The organism is Nocardia transvalensis (assembly GCF_015477765.1).
Classification (GTDB): Bacteria; Actinomycetota; Actinomycetes; order Mycobacteriales; family Mycobacteriaceae; genus Nocardia; species Nocardia transvalensis_A.
The window spans coordinates 598654-617969 of record NZ_JADLQQ010000001.1 but is presented as its reverse complement, the minus strand read 5'-3'; the positions used below and the strand labels follow the sequence as shown (position 1 = coordinate 617969).

Below are 19316 nucleotides of genomic sequence, written 5' to 3'. Positions count from 1 at the left end.
ACGTCGATTCCGTTCCCTCGACTAATGAATCGAGGGCTGCAGAGGCCGTCGTGTACCCAGCGACCGGCCGGACCGGGACGCGCCTGGGTTGGCGTCAGGCAGACGTTGCGGGTCGAGCAGCCGTCACTTGCGCAGCATCTGAACTACGTGCAGCAGCTGCAGTTTCGACGGCTGCTGGGGCTCGTCCTCCTCGGTCGCCTCCGGGTCGAGGGCCTGGGTGTGGGGGATGACCGCCTCCGGATCGGCGAAGGCCTCATAGGTCTTGTCGCCGAGAAGTTGATAGTTCAGGTAGCCGACGAGCAGGCCGCGCGCGATGCGTTCGGTTTTGGGTTCGTGTTTGCCCGCGCCGAGGGCTGCGAGGGCGCGGCGACCCTCGACGATGCCGTTGTGTGAGGCCTTATCGATGGACCGCAGCACCATCGGACCACCCCACGCGGCGGCGAGGGACAGGGCATTGGAGCCGAACGAGCCGATGTCCTCTCCGCCGGCCAGGATCAGGGCCGGCGTGTCGATCTCGGGGGCCAGGGACTCCGCGGACGGCGCGGTGGGGGCCGGGAACAGGGCCGCGACCGCGGCGACCTTGCGCTGGGAGGCGGCGATGGCGGCGGCTCCCGCGCCCATTCCGTGTCCGGCGAGCGCGAGACGGTCGGGATGAACACTGATCCTGCCCTCGCCCAGGCGCACACCCGCGCAGATATCGAGGGTGGTGAGCAGATCGGTGGACAGGTTCAGATGTGACGGAATCGGCCCGCGTTCGGTATCGGGTGCGGCGGCGACGAAACCCCAGGACGCAAGGTGTTCCAGCAGCTTGCGATAGTTGCCGACGCCGCTCAGCCAGCCGTGGCCGAACGCGACCGCGGGCAGATTCCGGCCCTCCTCCGGGGTGAACACCACACCCGGCTGCCCGGTAATGCCCAGGTTGCCGCGCATGACCCGGTGCGGGCCGGTAGCGGACAGGGTGCTCAGGAGTGATTTCACAGACGCCGACACGTGCTCGAACTTAACCGATGTGGTGTGGAATTGCCCCGCCCTCGGGCCCCTATGCCCGCGAACAGGGCGAAGGCTGTCGGATTCGCATGTCGTACGGCTCCCAGTAGGCTGGGTACCCATGTGCGGAATCGTGGGCTACGTCGGTTACCGGGACGCGCTCGGCGTCGTCGTGGACGCGCTTCGCCGCATGGAGTACCGAGGATACGACTCCGCAGGCGTGGCGATCCTGGACGGCGCGGGCACGATCGCGGTGGAACGGAAGGCGGGGCGGCTGGCCAATCTGGAGGCCGAGCTCGCCGAGACCGGCATCGACGCATTCGCGGGGACGACCGGAATGGGGCACACCCGCTGGGCCACGCACGGCGCCCCGACCGACCGCAACGCCCACCCGCACCGCGACGCCACCGGCAAGGCCGCGGTCGTGCACAACGGGATCATCGAGAACTTCGCGCCGCTGCGCCGCGAACTCGAGGACGCCGGGGTGGAGCTGCGCAGCGATACCGACACCGAGGTCGCGGTGCATCTGGTGGCGCGCGCCTACGCCGCGGGCCCGACCGCCGGGGACTTCGTGGCCAGTGCACTGGCGGTGCTGCGCCGGTTGGAGGGTGCGTTCACGCTGGTGTTCACCCATGCCGACCACCCGGACACGATCATCGCCGCCCGCCGCTCCACGCCCCTGGTGGTGGGCGTCGGCAAGGGCGAGATGTTCATCGCCTCCGATGTGACCGCCTTCATCGAGCACACCCGCGAGGCCGTCGAACTCGGCCAGGATCAGGCCGTGGTGATCACCGCCGACAGCTACACCGTCACCGATTTCGACGGCAACACCGGCGTTCCGACCCGTCCGTTCACCATCGACTGGGATATGGCCGCGGCCGAGAAGGGCGGCCACGACTACTTCATGCTCAAGGAGATCGAGGAGCAGCCGGCCGGTGTCGCCGACACCCTGATCGGGCATTTCGCGAACGGCCGCATCGTCCTGGACGAGCAGCGCCTGGCCGATCAGGAGCTGCGCGAATTCGACAAGGTCTTCGTGGTCGCCTGCGGCAGTTCGTATCACGCCGGGCTGCTGGCCAAATACGCCATCGAGCATTGGACGCGGCTGCCCGTCGAGGTGGAGCTGGCCAGCGAATTCCGTTACCGGGATCCGGTTCTGGATCGGTCCACGCTGGTGGTGGCGATCTCGCAGTCCGGCGAGACCGCCGACACGCTGGAGGCGGTGCGGCACGCCAAGGAGCAGAAGGCGCGCGTGCTGGCCATCTGCAACACCAACGGCGCGCAGATCCCGCGCGAATCCGACGCGGTGCTCTACACCCGCACCGGTCCGGAGATCGGGGTGGCCTCCACCAAGGCGTTCCTCGCCCAGATCACCGCGAATTACCTGGTGGGCCTGGCCCTCGCGCAGGCCCGCGGCACCAAGTATCCCGACGAGGTGGCCCGCGAATTCGCCGAACTGGAGTCGATGCCGAGGCTGGTGGAGCGCGTCCTGGAGACCGCCCCGCAGGTGCGTGCCATCGCCCGCCAGTTCGCGCATCAGTCGACCGTGCTGTTCCTGGGCCGCCACGTCGGCTACCCGGTGGCCCTCGAGGGTGCGCTGAAGCTCAAGGAGCTGGCGTACATGCATGCGGAGGGCTTCGCCGCCGGTGAGCTCAAGCACGGCCCGATCGCGCTGATCGAGGAGGGGCTGCCGGTGATCGTGGTGATGCCCTCCCCGAAGGGTCGCGCGGTGCTGCATTCCAAGCTGCTGAGCAACATTCGCGAGATCCAGGCCCGCGGCGCCCGCACCATCGTGATCGCCGAGGAGGGCGACGACACCGTCCGCCCGTTCGCCGACCATCTCATCGAGATCCCCGTCGCGCCAACGCTTTTCCAGCCCCTGCTGTCGACGGTTCCCCTGCAGGTCTTCGCCGCCGAGGTCGCCCAGGCCCGCGGCTACGACATCGACAAGCCCCGCAACCTCGCCAAGTCCGTCACCGTGGAGTGACCGAAGGCCCAGCCGCACCCCGTGCGGACAAACGCACCCTCTCCGAGGACTCGAAGAGGGTGCGTTTGCGAATAAGGGGTGCGGCTCGAACTTGTGGTGGGGCTGGTTCTCCTTCCGGGGATCGGGGCTCCCCTCTCCTTTTGGCGACGGGGTCACTACGTTCGTCGATCAGCTCACGGTGACAAGGTCTTCGGCCGGTAGCTCGGTCTGCTCACGCCGTTCCAGCGCGCCGGACAGCACCGCCAGGCCGACGGCGCTGCCGGACAGCGCGACGCCCACCCAATTGGAGGCGGTGTAGCCGAAGCCCGCATCGATGACCAGGCCGCCCAGCCAGGCCGCGAGGGCGTTGCCGAGGTTGAAGGCGCCGATATTGAGGGCAGAGGCCAGGGTCGGGGCGCTGGCGGCGTAGTCCAGCACCCGCTTCTGCAGCGGAGGCACCGTCGCGAAACCCGTTGCGCCGATGAGCACTACGGTGACAGCGGCCGCGAACTTGTTGTGGGCGGTGAGGGTGAACAGCGCCAGCACCACCGCGAGCGAACTCAACGTGAGGTAGAGCATCGGCATCAGATGCCGGTCGGCGTAGCGGCCGCCGAGCAGATTGCCGATCAGGAAGCCGACGCCGAACAGCGCCATGATCCAGGTGACCGAGCTGCCCGCGAATCCGGTGACGTCGGTCATCATCGGCGCGAGGTAGGTCAGCGCCGCGAAGACTCCGCCGAAGCCGAGCACCGTCATCGCCATCGCGAGCAGGACCTGCGGATTGCGTAGCACGGCCGCCTCGTGTCGGATTCGGGCGCCGGGCTGGGCGGGCTGATCCGGAACCAGCGCGACCACGCCCGCGAATGCGGCCAGCCCGACCACCGCCACCAGCGAGAACGCCAGCCGCCAGCCGAAATGCTGCCCCAGCAGCGTGCTCAGCGGCACGCCGACGACCGCCGACACCGTCAATCCGGTGAACATCATCGAGATCGCTCCGGCGCGGCGCTCCGGTCGGACCAGAGTTCCGGCGACGATCGCGCCGATCCCGAAGAACGCCCCGTGCGCCAGCGACGCGACGATGCGACCGGTCAGCATCAGGCCGAAGCTCGGCGCGGCGGCGGACAGCACGTTGCCGCCGATGAGCAGGGTCAGGCTGATCAGCAGCATGCGCTTGCGGGAGACGCGGGTGCCGAGGCCGGTCATGACGGGTGCACCGGCGAGCACACCGAGCGCGTACCCGCTGACCAGCCATCCGGCCGTGGGGATCGAGACGCCGAACGTCTCGGCGATTCCCGGCAGCAGGCCGACCACGATGAATTCGGTCGTGCCGATGGCGAATGCCCCGACCGTGAGGGCAAGGAGGGCGAGCGGCATGAGTGAAGCCTCCACATGGCATGCGTACGAGTGTTACAAGCGACAACAATAATTGCATGCGCAATCTAATTGCAAACGCGGGCTATTGATCGGAAGGGTTATCCTGGAAATCGACCCCGTACGCAGGAGGACATATGACCGCGGACGCCACGCTCACCGGGCTCGCCGACGGCTGGTGCGCACTGTCGGTGCTGCACGATCGGATCGCGGCCCGGATCGAGCGCGCCCTGCAATCCGGACACGGGCTCAGCGTGCGCGAGTACTCGCTACTGGTTGTGCTGAGTCGCCAGCACGACGGGCCGGGAGGTCATCTGCGCATGAATCAGGTCGCCGACTCGGTGGCGCTGAGCCAGAGCGCGACGACCCGCCTGGTCACCCGATTGGAAGACCGCGGCCTGCTGCAGCGGTACCTGTGCCCCGACGACCGTCGCGGCATCTACACCGACGTGACACCGGCGGGCCTGGAGTTGCTGGGACTGGCGCGCCCCACCTACGACACCGCCCTGTCGGCCGAACTCCGCCAAGCCGCCGCCGACCCCGAACTGGCCCCGCTGGTCGCGGCCGTCGAGGCCATGAATTCGGCGGCTATTGCACGGTGACGGTGCCGCGCATCTCCGGGTGCAGCGGGCACAGATAGCGGTAGGTCCCGGGGACGGTGAAGGTGTGGCTCCACTCGCCGTTCTCGGTGATGGGACTGTTGATCCCCATCGCGGCATCCCCGATGCCCTGCACCGCATGCGGGAACCGATCGGAGAACTTCCAGGTCACGGTGCCCCCGACGCGGATGCTCACATCCGCGGGCGAGAACTTCATATCGTCCACCTCGACCGTGACCGTGGCCGGCTGCGCGGCGGTCGCCGGTGCGGTCGTCGACGTGGCGGAAGCGGTCGTCGACGGCGACGCCGATTCATCTGTCCCTGAACCACATCCACCCACCAGCAACATCACCGCCACCGCACCCCCAGCGACCCCGATATGCACACGTGCCCTGCGGTGCTTGCCAAGCGACATACCCCCAGCCTAGTCCGGCCCCGATAACCACCCGTTCGCCACACCACCCCGCAGTGCTCCCTCGCCTTCCCGTCCCCGATGTCCACGCGCAGCTTTCGACGACGCCCGACACCCAACCCGCCACACACTTCCCGAATTTGACGAGCCGTCGTATCTACGAGCGCATCCGACACTGAACTGTCGGCTTCCAACACCTCGATGCCCTTGTGCTGGAGAAGGTCCTCACCGAGTTCGCATCGGTGTTCTTGTTTCCCACGCGCTGGCGCTCTTGTTCCCCCGTGTGGGCGCTGGCGTTCTGGTCCCGAGGTCGCGCTGGCGTTCTCGTTTCGAGTTTGCGCTGGTGCTCTCGTTTCGAGTGTGCGCTGGTGCTCGTGTTCGTGTTCGTGTTGCTGGCCTTATCTGCGTGTTCGTGTTGGTGGTCTTGTCTACGTGTTCGCGCTGGCGGTCTTGTTCCCGTGTTCGCGCTGGCGGTCTTGTTCCCGTGTTCGCGCTGGCGATCTTGTCCCCGCATTTACGCTGGCGGTCTTCTTTCCTCGCATCCGGCGCCCCAGCGCCGGATGCGGGGATCGGGGAGGTGCGAGTTGTTCCGGCCCGTCGGCGTGAACGTGCGCACACGTCGGTGGGTGGTCCGAGGCGTAATCTGCTGGGCGCAGGTGGATGGTCGTTGTGGAGGAGGCGAGCGATGGCACCGGCAGTGCGCGGATACTTCACCGCCGATGAGGTGCGGGCGGCGGAAGCGGAGTTGTTTCAGCGGGTCGGGGCGGGGGTGCCGATGCAGCGCGCGGCCTATGGGCTGGCCGCCGTGGTCGCCGGGGAACTGCGGGAGCGGACCGGAGGCGTGGCGGGCCGAGCGGTGACGCTGCTCGTGGGGTCGGGGGACAACGGCGGCGATGCCTTGTGGGCGGGCTCGATGCTGCGCCGTCGCGGTGTCGCGGTGTCTGCGGTGCTGTTGTCGCCGGAGCGGGCGCACGCGAAAGGCCTTGCGGCACTGCTGCGGCACGGGGGACGAGTGCGTGACGATGTGGGCGACCCCGATCTGGTGGTCGACGGCATCGTGGGCATTTCCGGACGCGGCTCCCTGCGCCCGCGTGCGGCGGAACTCGTTGCGGGCGTGCGGGTTCCGATCGTGGCGGCGGATCTGCCCAGCGGCGTCGACCCGGACACCGGCGCGGTGGACGGCCCGGCGGTGCGGGCCGAGGTCACGGTCGCCTTCGGCGCCTACAAGCCGGTGCATGCGCTGGCGGCGCCATGGTGTGGGCGAATCGAGTTGGTGCCCATCGGTTTACGGCTGCCCGAGCCCGATCTCGCGGCGCTGGAACCGGCCGCCATCGGCGCGCAGTGGCCGGTGCCCGGACCGCGCGACGACAAGTACACCCAGGGGGTGACCGGGGTCTGCGCGGGCAGCGCCACCTATCCTGGCGCGGCGGTGCTGTGTACGGGCGGCGCGGTCGCTGCCACCTCAGGCATGGTTCGCTACGCGGGCACCGGTGCGGCCGAGGTGCTGTCGCACTTCCCGGAAGTCATTGCCGCCCAGTCGATATCGAAGACCGGGCGGGTCGAGGCGTGGGTGTTCGGCCCGGGTGCCGGTACCGACGACGCCGCCCGCGACCGACTGACCGAAATCCTCGCCACCGATCTGCCGGTCGTCGTCGATGCCGACGGCCTGACCTTGCTGGCCGCCGAACCAGCTCTGGTCGCCGACCGCCGAGCCCCCACCGTATTGACCCCGCACGCCGGTGAATTCGCCCGCCTCACCGGCAGCGAACCGGGCCCGGATCGCGTGACGGCAGTCCGCCGCCTCGCCGAGGACTGGCAGGTCACGGTCCTGCTCAAGGGCCGCGCCACCCTCGTGGCAAGCCCGGGCCAGCCGGTCCTGATCAACGAGGCGGGCGGCTCCTGGGCCGCCACCGCGGGCGCGGGCGACGTCCTGTCCGGCATCATCGGCGCCCTCCTCGCCGCGGGCCGCGCCCCTTCCTGGGCCGCCGCCGCAGCCGCCCGAGTCCACGCCCTAGCCGCCAACCTCGCCGCCCACACCTCCCCCGGCCCAGGCGCCCCCATCTCCGCAACCCCCCTCCTCCACCACATCCACCCCGCCATCCAAACCCTGCGCGCCCTCCCCGAAACCCCCTGACCCCCGCCTTCCACCCAGCCGCACCCTCTACATGCATACGCACCCCCTGCAGCGGGTGCGCATGCACGCACGGGGTGCGCGTGAGCCCGCCGCCAGTTGGAACAGCCCGGTGCCCACCGGCAAGGGCACCAGCCCAGCCGCACTCCTTACCTGCAGGCGCATCCCCTGCAGTGGGTGCGGGTGCATGCGCGGGGTGCGTTGAGCTCGCCGCCGGTTGGGGCAGCCCGCTGTCCACCGGAAAGGGCACCAGCCCCCAGTTGGGGCAGCCCGCTGTCCACCGGAAAGGGCACCAGCCCAGCCGCACTCCTTGCATACAGGGCGCCCACGCAGCCGCACCCCTTACCTGTAGGCGCATCCCCTGCAGTGGGTGCGGGTGCATGCGCGGGGTGCGTTGAGCTCGCCGCCAGCTGGGGCAGCCCGGTGCCCACCGGCAAAGGCGCCAACTCAGCCGCACTCCTTACCTGCAGGCGCATCCCTGTAGCGGGTGCGGGTGCAGGTAAGGAGTGCGGCTGGGGTGGTCAGTCGCCCTGGGCGGCCAGGGCGATCGGGTGCCACTTGCGCCAGGTTTCCAGGCGGGATTCGTAGTCGGCGGTGGCGGTCTGTAAGGGGGTCTCGCCCAGGAAGATCCGCAGTGGGGGCTCGTCGGCGTCGACCACGGCCAGGATGGCGGCGCGGGTGGCGGTGGGCTCGCCGCGGCGCTGTGTGGAACGCACTCGGTTGCGGGCCTCGCGGACCTCGTCGTAGGCCGGATTCTCGGCACTGTGGCGCGCCGACGGCCCGGCCCAGTCGGTGCTGAAGCCGCCCGGCTCTATCAGGGTGACGTGGATGCCGAACCCGGCGACCTCCTGCGCCAGCGACTGCGAGAACCCCTCCAGCGCCCACTTCGAGGCGTGGTAGGCGCCGAGATTCGGGAAGGCCGAGATCCCGCCGATGCTCGACACCTGAATGATGTGCCCGCTGCCCTGGGCCCGCATGATCGGCAACGCCGCCTGGGTCACCCACAACGCACCGAAGACGTTGGTCTCCAACTGCGCGCGGACCTCGTCCTCGGTGAGCTCCTCGATCATGCCGAACTGGCCGTACCCGGCGTTGTTCACGACGACGTCGAGCCGCCCGAACCGCTGTGCGGCCTGCTCGACGGCGGCGAAATCGCCCGCGCGATCCGTCACGTCCAGGCGCAGCGGAAGAAAGGTGTCGGGATATTTGGTGACCAGATCGTCGAGCGCGCTCAGCTCGCGTGCCGTCCCGGCGACCCGATCGCCCCGGTCGAGCGCCGCGAGCGCCCATTCGCGCCCGAACCCCCGCGACACACCGGTGATGAACCAGACCTTGCTCATGTGTGGCCCTTCCTCGTGCTGGGTGAACCTCCAAGGAAACGCTAGCCACCTGGAGTGCACTCCAAGCAAGGCCTTTCCGCCCCCGACCCGTACGCCGGTACGGCTCGCCCGGGCGGAAGTGGCAGGATCGGTAACCGTGAGTAGTGCCGATCCGCAGGTGGAAACCGTCATCGACCTCGACGCCGTCGCCCACAACGTGCGGGTGCTGCGCGAGCATGCCGGTGAGGCCGCGGTGATGGCGGTGGTCAAGGCCGACGCCTACAACCACGGTGCCGTGCAGGTCGGCCGGGCGGCGCTGGCGGCGGGCGCGGCGGAACTGGGCGTCACCACCATCGACGAGGCACTGCAACTGCGCGCCGCGGGCATCGATGCGCCGATCCTGAGCTGGCTCAACACCTCCGATGCCGACTATGCCGCGGCCATCGCCGCCGATGTCGAAATCGGCGTGTCGTCGGTGGCCCACCTGGATGCGGTCGCGCGGGCCGCGCGGGCGGTCGGCCGGACCGCGACCGTGACGCTGAAGGTCGACACCGGCCTGAACCGCAACGGCGTCTCCGATACCGAATATCCGCAGGTCCTGGAGCTGTTGCAGCGGCTGGTCGATGAGCAGGCGGTGCATTTCCGGGCGATGTTCTCCCATCTCGCGCACGCCGATCAGCCGCGGCATCCGGTCATCGATGTCCAGCGCGACAGATTGCTCGACGCCCTCGCCGCCGCGAAGGAGTACCGGCTGCAGCCCGAGCTCGTGCACCTGGCCAATTCGGCCGCGACGCTGACCCGGCCCGACCTCGCCTTCGATATGGTGCGCCCCGGTATCGCGGTGTACGGCCTGTCGCCGATTCCCGAGGCCTCCGATTTCGATCTGCGCCCGGTGATGACCTTCCGTGCGCGCGTGGCGCTGGTCAAACGCGTCGCCGCGGGCGAAGGCGTCTCCTACGGGCACGAGTGGATCGCCCCGCGCGACACCACCGTCGCCTTGATTCCGGCCGGGTACGCCGACGGCGTGCCGCGACCGCTCGGCGGACGGATCGCGGTGGGCATCGGCGAGGCGAACTACCCGAACATCGGCCGGGTATGCATGGACCAACTGGTGGTCGATCTCGGCGACAATCCGGCCGGGGTCTGCGAGGGGGACACCGCGATCCTGTTCGGCCCGGGTGACCTCCACCCGCAGCGGTGGGCCGATCTGCTCGGCACCATTCACTACGAGGTCGTGTGTTCCCCGCGCGGACGGGCCGTGCGACGCTATGTGGGCGACCCGGCGCAGCAAAGGGGTCCTCGATGAAATCCGAACGCCCGCAAGCCCTTCGAACGACGGTACGGCGCGGCGGCGTGGCAACTCTCGGCGTGCTGGGTGCGCTGGCCGGGGCGCACGCGCTGCGCCGGGTCGGCGCCGCGGTGCGGTGGCCGGCTCGTCGTGACGATCTGCGCGAGGAGGATTTCGGCCTGCTCGACCGCGATCGGGCGCGCACGGTGATCGCCTCGGACGGCGTGGCACTGGCGGTGCGCGAGTGTGGGGACGAAGAAGCCACCGCCACAGTCGTTTTCGTGCACGGCTTCTGTAACAGCATGGCGTCGTTCCACTTTCAGCGGCGCGATCTGGAAAAGCTGTGGGGGCCGAAGATTCGAATGGTCTTCTTCGATCTGCGCGGGCACGGCGGATCGGAAATGCCGAGCACCGAGAGCTGCACGGTGCCGCAACTGGGCCGGGATCTGGCCGCGGTGGTCGAGGAGTGTGCGCCGTCCGGGCCGCTGATGCTGGTCGGACATTCCATGGGCGGGATGGCGATTCTGGCTGCGGCGGCGCAGTTTCCGCAGCTGTTCGGCGATCGGGTGCGGGCGGTGGCGCTGCTGTCGACCGCGGCCGCCGAGGTCACCGCGGCCGGGGTGGCGCAGGTGCTGCGCAATCCCGCGCTCGACGGGTTCCGCACCGCCGTGCTCGCCGCGCCTGCGCTCGCTCAGGCCGGACGGGTCACCGCGCGGACCGTGATCACACCGATCCTGCACGTCAGCTCGTTCCACGGGGATGTGAGCCCGACGCTGTCGCGGTTCACCACCTCGATGATCGACCGCACGCCTGTCGAAACCATCGTCAGGTTCCTCAAAGCCCTTCAGCTGCACGACGAATCGGCGGCGCTGCCTACTCTGGCGCCGCGGCCGGCGCTGATCCTGGGGGGTGTGCACGATCTGGTGATCCCGTTCCGCAATTCGCTGGCGCTGGCGCGTGAGCTGCCCGACGCCGATGTGGTCCGGGTGACCGACGCCGCCCACATGGTGCACATGCAATATCCGGAACTGGTGAACGCGGCCCTGGATCGCCTGCTGGTCCGCAGCGGGATCGTCGCCGCGCACGGCGAGCGGAGGGTCGTCCATGGCTGAACACCGCATCCTGCCGACGGTGGAGGACACCGAGGCACTGGGCCGGGAACTGGCCGCCGAACTGCGCGCGGGAGACCTGGTGATCCTCGACGGCCCCCTCGGCGCGGGCAAGACCGCCCTCACCCGCGGCATCGCGGCCGGGCTCGGGGTCGAGGGGCGGGTCAGCTCACCGACATTCATCATCGCCCGCCAGCACCGCGCCGGTTCACATGCCGGTGCGATCCCGATGGTCCACGTCGACGCCTACCGCCTCGGTGGCGACATCGAGGAACTCGACGCCCTCGACCTCGACACCGATCTGGACGAGGCCGTCGTGGTCGTCGAATGGGGCCTGGGTGTCGTCGAACACCTCGCCGACCGCCACCTGCGTGTCCTGCTGCACCGCGAGCCCGACTCCGATACCCGCACGGCCACCTGGGAATGGATCGCTCCCTCCTGACCCTGCGTCGCGGGGACTGTCGGTGTGACGCTGCACACTTGGGGGAGGGCGAGAATCGATCCGGCGAACGATCTCGGGTGGGTTGGCGAGGTGCGTGGGGTGGCGGGGGAAAGGACGGGCCGGGTCGCCGGTACGGCAGTTGTTGTGGCGCTCGGGACTTGGGTGTGGGGGCCGTGCAGGTGTGATCGGGACCGGCGGATGCGCAGGCGGGGAAATTAGCTATGCGATTGCTAGTCTTCGGGGGGTCGGTGGTGGCGGGGCGGCGGCGATGCCTTCGGGAAGGTGACCAACCGGTATCGTTGAGACAATCATGCTTGTACTTGCTGTCGACACCGCGACACCTGCCGTTACAGCAGGACTGGTGGAACTGGAGCAGGCCGGCTCGCAGCCGCAGATCCACACCCTCGCCTCCAGGGTGACGGTGGACGCGCGCGCACACAACGAGGTGCTCACGCCCCAGATCCTCGCCTGCCTCGAGACGGCCGGCCGTTCCCGCACCGATCTCGATGCGGTTGTCGTCGGCACCGGTCCGGGCCCGTTCACGGGGTTGCGGGTCGGTATGGCCACCGGTGCCGCCTTCGGTGACGCGCTGGGCCTGCCGGTGTACGGCGTCTGCAGCCTCGACGCCATCGCCGCCGATGCCTGGCGCGAGATTCCCGCCTCGTCCGCCGCGGCCGAACTGCTGGTGGTGACCGATGCCCGCCGCCGTGAGGTGTACTGGGCCCGCTATCGCAGGGCCGGGCGGATCGACGGGCCGGGAGTGTGCAAGCCGACCGATCTGGAGCCGGGCGAGGCCACCGCGATCGCCGGATCCGCCTCGCACGTCGACTTTTTCGACCTTCCGGTGCTGCCGGTGGAGACGCCGTCCCCGGCCGGGTTGGTCGCCTGCGCCACCCCCGACCTGCTGGCACGGGCCACCCCGGAACCGCTGGTGCCGCTGTATCTGCGCCGCCCGGACGCCGTCGAACGCAGCTATCAGGCGGTGCGATGACCGCGCGCACGGAGCCGGGCATCCACATCGAACCGATGGGGCCGGCCGATATCGAACGCTGTGTGGAACTCGAGAAACTGCTGTTCCCCGAGGACGATCCGTGGCCGGAGGTGGCCTTCCAGTCCGAGCTGGCCGGGGCGCACAACCGGTATCTGGTGGCGCGCGACGAATTCGGCCGCATGGTCGGCTACGCCGGGATCGCCCTGCTCGGCACGCTGGAACATCCGGAGGCCGAGGTGCATACGATCGGCGTCGATCCGCACTGCCACCGTTCGGGCATCGGCACGCTGTTGCTGCGCGCGCTGTTGATGGAGGCGGGTAAGCGGGGCGGGCCGGTGTTCCTGGAGGTGCGCACCGACAACGCGCCGGCGATCGCGCTGTATCAGAAGCACGGCTTCCACATCATCGGGCTGCGCAAGAACTACTACCAGCCCAGCGGCGCCGACGCGTTCACCATGCGGCGGCCCGCGGTGAACGGATTTCCCCGGCCGGATGCGGGTGTCACGGAAGATACCGAGGTCCTGTCATGATCGTCATGGGCATCGAAAGCTCGTGTGACGAAACCGGAGTCGGCATCGTCCGGTGGCGCGACGACGGCACCTGCGAGTTGCTTGCCGACGAGGTCGCGTCGAGCGTCGATCAGCACGCCCGCTTCGGTGGGGTGGTGCCGGAGATCGCCTCGCGCGCGCATCTGGAGGCGATCGTGCCCGCGATGCGCCGGGCCCTGTCGGCGGCCGGTGTCGCCAAACCCGATGCGCTGGCGGTGACCATCGGCCCGGGTCTGGCGGGCGCCCTGCTGGTCGGTGTCGCGGCCGCGAAAGCCTATGCGGCGGCGTGGGATGTCCCGCTGTACGCGCTGAATCATCTCGGTGGCCATGTCGCGGTGGATACCTTGGAGCACGGGCCGATGCCGCCGTGCGTGGCGCTGCTGGTGTCGGGCGGGCACACCCACCTGTTGCATGTGACCGATCTGGCCGAACCGATCGTGGAGCTGGGCAGCACCGTGGACGATGCCGCGGGCGAGGCGTTCGACAAGGTGGCGCGCCTGCTCGACCTCGGTTTTCCCGGTGGTCCGGCGCTGGATTCCGCTGCGGCGCACGGAGATCCGAATGCGATCGCCTTCCCGCGCGGTATGACCGGACCCCGCGATCCGCGCTACGACTTCTCCTTCTCCGGCCTGAAGACCGCGGTGGCCCGCTACGTTGAGGCGGTCCGCCGCGACGGCGGCGAACTGCCGGTCCCCGATATCGCGGCCTCGTTCCAGGAGGCGGTCGCCGATGTGCTCACCATGAAGGCGCTGCGCGCGGTCCAGGATGTCGGCGTCGACACGCTGGTGCTCGGCGGCGGCGCGACCGCCAACTCCCGCATCCGCTCGATGGCCGAACAGCGCTGCGCCGCGGCCGGTATCACCCTCCGGGTCCCCAAGCCCCGCCTCTGCACCGACAACGGCGTCATGATCGCCACCCTGGGTGCCCACGTCATCGCCGGCGGCGCCAAACCCTCCCCTCTCACCGTGGCCACCGATCCGGGCCTCCAGGTCTCGACCAGCCAACTTCGCTGACCCCCGACCCCATCGGGCACCGGCAGCCAAGCAAGTCGGCGTGCCGGTGCTCCCAATTTCCTTGTCCTACGGTGATTAGGTTGTAGCTTATCTAGTGTAGGAAGAACTTCGGACCATTGGGGCTTGCATGTCGAAACCGTTCACGGAAGCCGAACGTCAGGAATTCCTCGCGGGCAAGCACATTGCCGTGCTGTCGGTCGCGGCGACCGACGGGCGCCCGCCCGCGGCCGTACCGATCTGGTACGACTGCACCCCCGGCGGCAACATCAGAATCAATACCACCGCCGGGCGTCGCAAGGCGCGGCTCATCCAGGAGGCCGGTGTGGTGACGCTGACCATTCAGCGCGAAGAGCTGCCGTACCAGTACGTCATCGTCGAAGGCACCGTCATCGACGCCGCGGTCCCCTCCCCGCTGGAAGCCCGGGAGGCCATCGCCACCCGCTACCTCGGCCCGGAAGGCGGTCGCGCTTTCGCCCAACGCATCGACGGCACCAAGTCCGTTCTGTTCACCATCCGCCCCGATCGCTGGATCACCCAGGACTACTCGGGCGACCTCTGAAAGCCGGTGCGGGTGGGTCAGTCGGTGGGGCGCAGGGGGGAGTCGGCGGAGCCGGAGTTGGAGCGGGGGAAGGTGGAGGGGGCGCGGCTTTGGGTGGGGGCGGGGGAAACCGATTCGGGGGCGGGGGTTGTGGTGCCGAGGAATGGGCCCAGGAGGTGGGGGAGGTCGGGGAGCGGGATCTGTGGCAGGTTGGGGTCGGGGCGCAGGGGTGGGGCGCTGGGCGGGCGATTGACGCTGGTGGTCGGCGCCTGAGGGCTCGGGGTGGGCGTCGGGGAGACGGAGCTGTCGGTGGAGCCTCCGGTCTGCCCTGCCGTGGTGGTTGCGGATCCGCCGGGACCGGGCGCGGGCGTCGGCGGCGGGGTCGACTGGGCGGTGTCGGTGGTTCCGGCCGGGTTCACGTCGTGGTTGGCCGCCGGGACCAGTTCCTTGACGCCGTAGCCGACGACCAGGCCCACGACAACGACCGCACAGGCCAGAGTGCCGACGAGCTTGGTGAAGGTGCCGGCCGGTGCATCGGTGCCCAGGCCGATCGTCGGGAAGGGCGACGGCTGCGCCGAATCGGCAATCAGCGCGGCGCCTTTCGCCGTCGCGGCCTCCGGCTCGGGCACGGTGCCCACCGGAATGTCGAGCAGATCGTCCAGGCCGGCGACGACGGCCGGGATATTCGCCCCGCCGCCGATCACGGTGACGGCCTGCGGATATTTCGGCGCCCGGGCGAACACCCCCGCCGCGAAGACGGCGGCCTCGCGAAGCAGGTCGGCGATCAGCTCCTCGAAATCGGCGCGGGTCAGCTTCAGCGGCTGCCCGGCGACGTGGTCGATGGTCACCGCCGGTGCGATGGACAGATGCTCCTTGGCCGCGCGGCTGCGGTTGATGAGCATGTTCCGATTGGGCCGGGTGCCGCGGCGGGCGAAGTGGCAGTCGAGCAGATGGTGATAGATCAGCTCGTCGACCGCGCTGCCGCTGATCGTCGGGGTGCGCTCGGATCGCAGCACCGTATCGTCGGCCAGATCGGCGACCGTCACGCTCATCCCGGAGGCGCCGAGGTCGATGATGGCCACCGTGTCGTAGCGGTCGAGCAGACCGGTGTGGCGCAGATAGCCGAGTGCGGCGCTGCTTTCGGGAATGAGCTGGACGTCGCGGCGCTGGCGGCTGACGGCGGCTCGGATGGCGAGGGCCTGCTCCCGGTCGCGGTAGGCGACGGCGATCGCCCCGGGCGGCGCGAGGGCCGTCTCGGCGCGGGGCACCGGGAGCCCTGCGGCCTGCGCACCGACGGGATGCACGAAGTCGCGGGGCATCTGAGTGGTCATCAACTCGATCGAGGACACCACCAGATCGCCGAGGTCGGAATGCGCCACGTCGGCGGTGACGACTCGGTAGTCGAAGCTCTGGGCACCGTTCGGTGCGGTCGCGACCAGGGCCGAGCACACCACCTCGTTCCCGGCGGAGATGCCGAGGGATGTTCGCATGTTCACCTCCCTTCGAGCGGATGGTCGTGGTGTCGCCGACCATCTCGAACGGACAGCACGGACCTCCGCGTGGATGGCGGACGGCCCGAGCTAAGGATCCGGCCGGGCCCGGATCCGTTCCGGTGTCGGGACCAGCCAACGATCACTTGCGGTCTTGCTCTCGTCTCAGGCATGCGCGAGGGTGATCGCGCAGTGGGTGAAGCAGTTGTCAAATGCTCGGCGGACCGCGTGACGGGCGTCGGCGGGCACGGTGTCGACGTAGACGCAACATCACGGAGCCGTCGTCCATAGTGTCACAATCCGTTATCCGAACGTTACAGTTTTTTCGGATCGATTGCCACGGACTTCAGGCGTGTCGCGTTTGTGCCAATTGCATTACCCGGACAGCGTCCGAACTGGTCAGCCGCACAGTTCAGACTCGAACCACATTCACTCGGGGCCATCGGGTGCCGCGGCCACACCCAGCACTACCCGCCCTTGAGCGCTGGCACTCTCCTGTATAGAGTGCTAGTTGGCACTGGATGTGCTCAGGTGCCAGCTTGACTACTGAGCAGGGGTCCCGGCACCCGCGACGACGGGGCTATGCACAGGGTCAACACAGTGACCGAAACCGTGAGTCCGGGGAACGGCCCCGGACGACCGAATCCCCTGAAAGTGGAGGGCTCAACGTGGCGAGCGTGAACATCAAGCCGCTCGAGGACAAGATCCTCGTCCAGGCCAACGAGGCCGAGACGACGACCGCCTCCGGCCTGGTCATCCCCGACACGGCGAAGGAGAAGCCCCAGGAGGGCACCGTCATCGCCGTTGGCCCGGGCCGCTGGGATGACGAGGGCGAGAAGCGCATCCCGCTGGATGTCAAGGAAGGCGACACCGTCATCTACAGCAAGTACGGCGGCACCGAGATCAAGTACAACGGCGAGGAGTACCTGATCCTGTCCGCCCGCGACCTGCTGGCCGTCGTCGACAAGTAAGCCGCCAGGCACACGCGTCTCCGCCCCGGCGTCCTTACGGCCCCGGGGCGGAGTGCGTTCGCCGGACCCACAGGAGTAGGCAAAACATGGCAAAGCAGATCGAGTTCGACGAGAAGGCTCGTCGGGCGATGGAGCGCGGTGTCGACAAGCTCGCCGACGCCGTGAAGGTCACGCTGGGCCCGCGCGGCCGGCACGTGGTGCTGGCCAAGGCTTTCGGCGGCCCGACGGTCACCAACGACGGCGTCACCATCGCCCGCGACATCGACCTCGAGGACCCGTTCGAGAACCTGGGCGCCCAGCTGGTCAAGAGCGTCGCGACCAAGACCAACGACGTCGCCGGCGACGGCACCACCACCGCCACCGTGCTGGCGCAGGCGCTGATCAAGGGCGGCCTGAAGAACATCGCCGCCGGCGCCAACCCGATCGCCCTCGGCACCGGCATGAGCAAGGCCGCCGAGGCGGTCTCGCAGGCGCTGCTGGCCGCCGCGAAGCCGGTCTCCGGCGAGCAGGCCATCGCGCAGGTCGCCACGGTCTCCTCGCGCGACGAGGCGATCGGCGAGATGGTCGGCAAGGCACTGACCACCGTCGGCAAGGACGGCGTGGTGACGGTGGAGGAGGCCTCCACCCTGACCACCGAACTGGACGTCACCGAGGGCGTGCAGTTCGACAAGGGCTACCTGTCGGGCTACTTCGTCACCGACCAGGACAAGCAGGAGGCCGTTCTCGAGGACGCCTACGTGCTGCTGCACCGGGAGAAGATCTCCTCGCTGCCCGACTTCCTGCCGCTGCTCGAGAAGATCGCCGAATCCGGTAAGCCGGTGCTGATCGTCGCCGAGGACATCGAGGGCGAGGCGCTGTCCACCCTGGTGGTCAACGCGATTCGCAAGACCCTCAAGGTGGTCGCGGTCAAGGCGCCGTTCTTCGGTGACCGCCGCAAGGCGTTCCTGCAGGACCTGGCCGTCGTCACCGGTGGCACCGTGATCGAGCCGGACCTGGGCATCACGCTGCGCGAGACCACCGTGGATCAGCTCGGCAAGGCCCGGCGCGTGGTCGTCACCAAGGACGACACCACCATCGTCGACGGTGCGGGCACCCAGCAGGACATCGAGGCCCGGGTGGCGCAGCTGCGCGCCGAGATCGAGGCCACCGACTCCGACTGGGATCGCGAGAAGCTGGAGGAGCGGCTGGCCAAGCTGTCCGGCGGCGTCGCGGTCATCCGGGTCGGCGCGGCCACCGAGACCGCGCTCAAGGAGCGCAAGTACCGCGTCGAGGATGCGGTCAGCGCGGCCAAGGCGGCGGTCGAGGAGGGCATCGTGCCCGGCGGTGGCACCGCACTGGTGCAGGCCGCGGCCAAGCTGGCCGAGCTGCGCGACTCGCTGACCGGCGATGCGGCGATCGGTGTCGACGTGGTGCGCCGGGCGCTGCAGGCGCCGCTGTTCTGGATCGCCACCAATGCCGGCGTCGACGGCGCGGTCGTGGTCAGCAAGGTCACCGAGGGCAAGGACGGCTTCAACGCCGCCACCCTGTCCTACGGCGACCTGGTCACCGACGGTGTCGTGGATCCGGTCAAGGTCACCCGCTCGGCGGTGCTGAACGCCGTGTCGGTGGCCCGCATGGTGCTCACCACCGAGAGCGCCGTGGTCGACAAGCCGTCCGAGGAGGCCGCTCAGGACCACCACGGTCACGCGCACTGAGCGCTGCACGAAAACAGGGGCCGTTCACATCCGTCGCGGATGTGAACGGCCCCTGAGTTTTCGCCGAGCTTCATTCCCTGCGGAGCCACATGAACGTCAGGGGCGGATCGGACGGCAGAAAATTCATCCGGAGCGAGGGCTCAGTGGTCGGTGGTGGAGTCCGATGCGCGATGGTTGCAGCCGCAGGGATGCGGCCGGCGGGCCGGGGCGGGAGCTTGGTCTTCAATCGCGGCGAGCAGTCGATCACGGAGTGAGGCGGGCGGTGGGGTCGCGACCGCCGAGGCGAACTCGGCGAGGGCTTCCCGAGTCAGCTGCACTTCCCTGGTGAAGTCCGCGCGCAGCACCGGATCGCCGCTGTCGAGTAGCTCCTGCACCGCGCGCTGGTCCTCGTCGCCGATCGATCCGAGCGCGACCGTGTGCGCGAGATCGATCTGGCTTTCGTTCATC

At 69.1% G+C, this 19316-nt stretch carries 18 protein-coding genes; 12 read left to right on the top strand and 6 right to left on the bottom strand.

The window, feature by feature from the left end:
• Nucleotides 1-123: 123 nt before the first annotated feature.
• The gene (locus IU452_RS02805) at nucleotides 124-990 is read right to left on the bottom strand and encodes a dienelactone hydrolase family protein (protein WP_195107248.1); all 867 of its coding nucleotides are present in this window, start codon (nucleotides 988-990) and stop codon (nucleotides 124-126) included.
• A 118-nt stretch (nucleotides 991-1108) separates the two neighbouring features.
• Between IU452_RS02805 and glmS the strand changes: the two genes are divergently transcribed.
• The gene (gene glmS / locus IU452_RS02800; protein WP_195107247.1) at nucleotides 1109-2974 is read left to right on the top strand and encodes a glutamine--fructose-6-phosphate transaminase (isomerizing); all 1866 of its coding nucleotides are present in this window, start codon (nucleotides 1109-1111) and stop codon (nucleotides 2972-2974) included.
• 168 nt (nucleotides 2975-3142) lie between these two features.
• Here the strand turns inward: glmS and IU452_RS02795 are convergent, their stop codons facing one another.
• Nucleotides 3143-4327: an MFS transporter gene (locus tag IU452_RS02795; protein WP_195107246.1), complete on the bottom strand. Its 1185-nt coding sequence runs from the start codon at nucleotides 4325-4327 to the stop codon at nucleotides 3143-3145.
• Between the two features lie 134 nt (nucleotides 4328-4461).
• Between IU452_RS02795 and IU452_RS02790 the strand changes: the two genes are divergently transcribed.
• Nucleotides 4462-4926: a MarR family winged helix-turn-helix transcriptional regulator gene (locus IU452_RS02790; protein ID WP_195107245.1), complete on the top strand. Its 465-nt coding sequence runs from the start codon at nucleotides 4462-4464 to the stop codon at nucleotides 4924-4926.
• Here IU452_RS02790 and IU452_RS02785 read toward each other — a convergent pair.
• Nucleotides 4913-5338, bottom strand: a complete 426-nt coding sequence (locus IU452_RS02785; protein ID WP_195107244.1) for a plastocyanin/azurin family copper-binding protein — start codon at nucleotides 5336-5338, stop codon at nucleotides 4913-4915. The genes IU452_RS02790 and IU452_RS02785 overlap by 14 nt on opposite strands.
• 694 nt (nucleotides 5339-6032) lie before the next feature.
• Here IU452_RS02785 and IU452_RS02780 point away from each other — a divergent pair.
• Nucleotides 6033-7469, top strand: a complete 1437-nt coding sequence (locus IU452_RS02780) for an NAD(P)H-hydrate dehydratase (protein WP_195107499.1) — start codon at nucleotides 6033-6035, stop codon at nucleotides 7467-7469.
• Between the two features lie 518 nt (nucleotides 7470-7987).
• Here the strand turns inward: IU452_RS02780 and IU452_RS02775 are convergent.
• Nucleotides 7988-8806 (bottom strand): SDR family oxidoreductase, encoded by an 819-nt coding sequence (locus IU452_RS02775; protein ID WP_195107243.1) that lies wholly within the window; start codon nucleotides 8804-8806, stop codon nucleotides 7988-7990.
• Nucleotides 8807-8942: 136 nt separating this feature from the next.
• Between IU452_RS02775 and alr the strand changes: the two genes are divergently transcribed.
• The 7 genes from alr to IU452_RS02740 all read left to right on the top strand — a co-directional run bounded on the left by alr (nucleotide 8943) and on the right by IU452_RS02740 (nucleotide 14735).
• Nucleotides 8943-10091 (top strand): alanine racemase, encoded by a 1149-nt coding sequence (gene alr, locus IU452_RS02770; protein ID WP_324192403.1) that lies wholly within the window; start codon nucleotides 8943-8945, stop codon nucleotides 10089-10091.
• The gene (locus tag IU452_RS02765; protein WP_195107242.1) at nucleotides 10088-11185 is read left to right on the top strand and encodes an alpha/beta fold hydrolase; all 1098 of its coding nucleotides are present in this window, start codon (nucleotides 10088-10090) and stop codon (nucleotides 11183-11185) included. The genes alr and IU452_RS02765 overlap by 4 nt, the downstream gene beginning before the upstream one ends.
• Entirely contained in the window at nucleotides 11178-11624 is a 447-nt protein-coding gene (tsaE, locus tag IU452_RS02760; RefSeq protein ID WP_195107241.1) for a tRNA (adenosine(37)-N6)-threonylcarbamoyltransferase complex ATPase subunit type 1 TsaE, read from the top strand. The genes IU452_RS02765 and tsaE overlap by 8 nt, the downstream gene beginning before the upstream one ends.
• Nucleotides 11625-11934: 310 nt before the next feature.
• Entirely contained in the window at nucleotides 11935-12615 is a 681-nt protein-coding gene (tsaB, locus tag IU452_RS02755) for a tRNA (adenosine(37)-N6)-threonylcarbamoyltransferase complex dimerization subunit type 1 TsaB (RefSeq protein WP_195107240.1), read from the top strand.
• The gene (gene rimI, locus IU452_RS02750) at nucleotides 12612-13145 is read left to right on the top strand and encodes a ribosomal protein S18-alanine N-acetyltransferase (protein ID WP_195107239.1); all 534 of its coding nucleotides are present in this window, start codon (nucleotides 12612-12614) and stop codon (nucleotides 13143-13145) included. The genes tsaB and rimI overlap by 4 nt, the downstream gene beginning before the upstream one ends.
• On the top strand, nucleotides 13142-14176 hold the full coding sequence (gene tsaD, locus IU452_RS02745) for a tRNA (adenosine(37)-N6)-threonylcarbamoyltransferase complex transferase subunit TsaD (protein WP_195107238.1): 1035 nt from the start codon (nucleotides 13142-13144) through the stop codon (nucleotides 14174-14176). The genes rimI and tsaD overlap by 4 nt, the downstream gene beginning before the upstream one ends.
• 127 nt (nucleotides 14177-14303) lie before the next feature.
• On the top strand, nucleotides 14304-14735 hold the full coding sequence (locus IU452_RS02740; protein WP_195107237.1) for a pyridoxamine 5'-phosphate oxidase family protein: 432 nt from the start codon (nucleotides 14304-14306) through the stop codon (nucleotides 14733-14735).
• Between the two features lie 17 nt (nucleotides 14736-14752).
• Here the strand turns inward: IU452_RS02740 and IU452_RS38800 are convergent, their stop codons facing one another.
• Complete coding sequence (locus IU452_RS38800; protein WP_195107236.1) at nucleotides 14753-16204, bottom strand: Hsp70 family protein; 1452 nt, start codon at nucleotides 16202-16204, stop codon at nucleotides 14753-14755.
• 668 nt (nucleotides 16205-16872) lie between these two features.
• Between IU452_RS38800 and groES the strand changes: the two genes are divergently transcribed.
• On the top strand, nucleotides 16873-17175 hold the full coding sequence (gene groES, locus IU452_RS02730) for a co-chaperone GroES (RefSeq protein ID WP_195107235.1): 303 nt from the start codon (nucleotides 16873-16875) through the stop codon (nucleotides 17173-17175).
• An 86-nt stretch (nucleotides 17176-17261) separates the two neighbouring features.
• Nucleotides 17262-18869, top strand: a complete 1608-nt coding sequence (gene groL, locus IU452_RS02725) for a chaperonin GroEL (RefSeq protein WP_195107234.1) — start codon at nucleotides 17262-17264, stop codon at nucleotides 18867-18869.
• A gap of 140 nt (nucleotides 18870-19009) precedes the next feature.
• Here groL and IU452_RS02720 read toward each other — a convergent pair whose 3' ends face one another.
• Complete coding sequence (locus tag IU452_RS02720) at nucleotides 19010-19315, bottom strand: RskA family anti-sigma factor (RefSeq protein WP_228816287.1); 306 nt, start codon at nucleotides 19313-19315, stop codon at nucleotides 19010-19012.
• Nucleotide 19316: the final 1 nt, after the last annotated feature.

Bases quoted from the DNA above. Each gene is read 5' to 3' on its own strand.
- glmS (WP_195107247.1), top strand. From the start codon at position 1,109: ATGTGCGGAATCGTGGGCTACGTCGGTTACCGGGACGCGCTCGGCGTC.
- IU452_RS02795 (WP_195107246.1), bottom strand. From the start codon at position 4,327: ATGCCGCTCGCCCTCCTTGCCCTCACGGTCGGGGCATTCGCCATCGGC.
- IU452_RS02790 (WP_195107245.1), top strand. From the start codon at position 4,462: ATGACCGCGGACGCCACGCTCACCGGGCTCGCCGACGGCTGGTGCGCA.
- IU452_RS02785 (WP_195107244.1), bottom strand. From the start codon at position 5,338: ATGTCGCTTGGCAAGCACCGCAGGGCACGTGTGCATATCGGGGTCGCT.
- IU452_RS02775 (WP_195107243.1), bottom strand. From the start codon at position 8,806: ATGAGCAAGGTCTGGTTCATCACCGGTGTGTCGCGGGGGTTCGGGCGC.
- IU452_RS02765 (WP_195107242.1), top strand. From the start codon at position 10,088: ATGAAATCCGAACGCCCGCAAGCCCTTCGAACGACGGTACGGCGCGGC.
- tsaE (WP_195107241.1), top strand. From the start codon at position 11,178: ATGGCTGAACACCGCATCCTGCCGACGGTGGAGGACACCGAGGCACTG.
- tsaB (WP_195107240.1), top strand. From the start codon at position 11,935: ATGCTTGTACTTGCTGTCGACACCGCGACACCTGCCGTTACAGCAGGA.
- rimI (WP_195107239.1), top strand. From the start codon at position 12,612: ATGACCGCGCGCACGGAGCCGGGCATCCACATCGAACCGATGGGGCCG.
- tsaD (WP_195107238.1), top strand. From the start codon at position 13,142: ATGATCGTCATGGGCATCGAAAGCTCGTGTGACGAAACCGGAGTCGGC.
- IU452_RS02740 (WP_195107237.1), top strand. From the start codon at position 14,304: ATGTCGAAACCGTTCACGGAAGCCGAACGTCAGGAATTCCTCGCGGGC.
- IU452_RS38800 (WP_195107236.1), bottom strand. From the start codon at position 16,204: ATGCGAACATCCCTCGGCATCTCCGCCGGGAACGAGGTGGTGTGCTCG.
- groL (WP_195107234.1), top strand. From the start codon at position 17,262: ATGGCAAAGCAGATCGAGTTCGACGAGAAGGCTCGTCGGGCGATGGAG.
- IU452_RS02720 (WP_228816287.1), bottom strand. From the start codon at position 19,315: ATGAACGAAAGCCAGATCGATCTCGCGCACACGGTCGCGCTCGGATCG.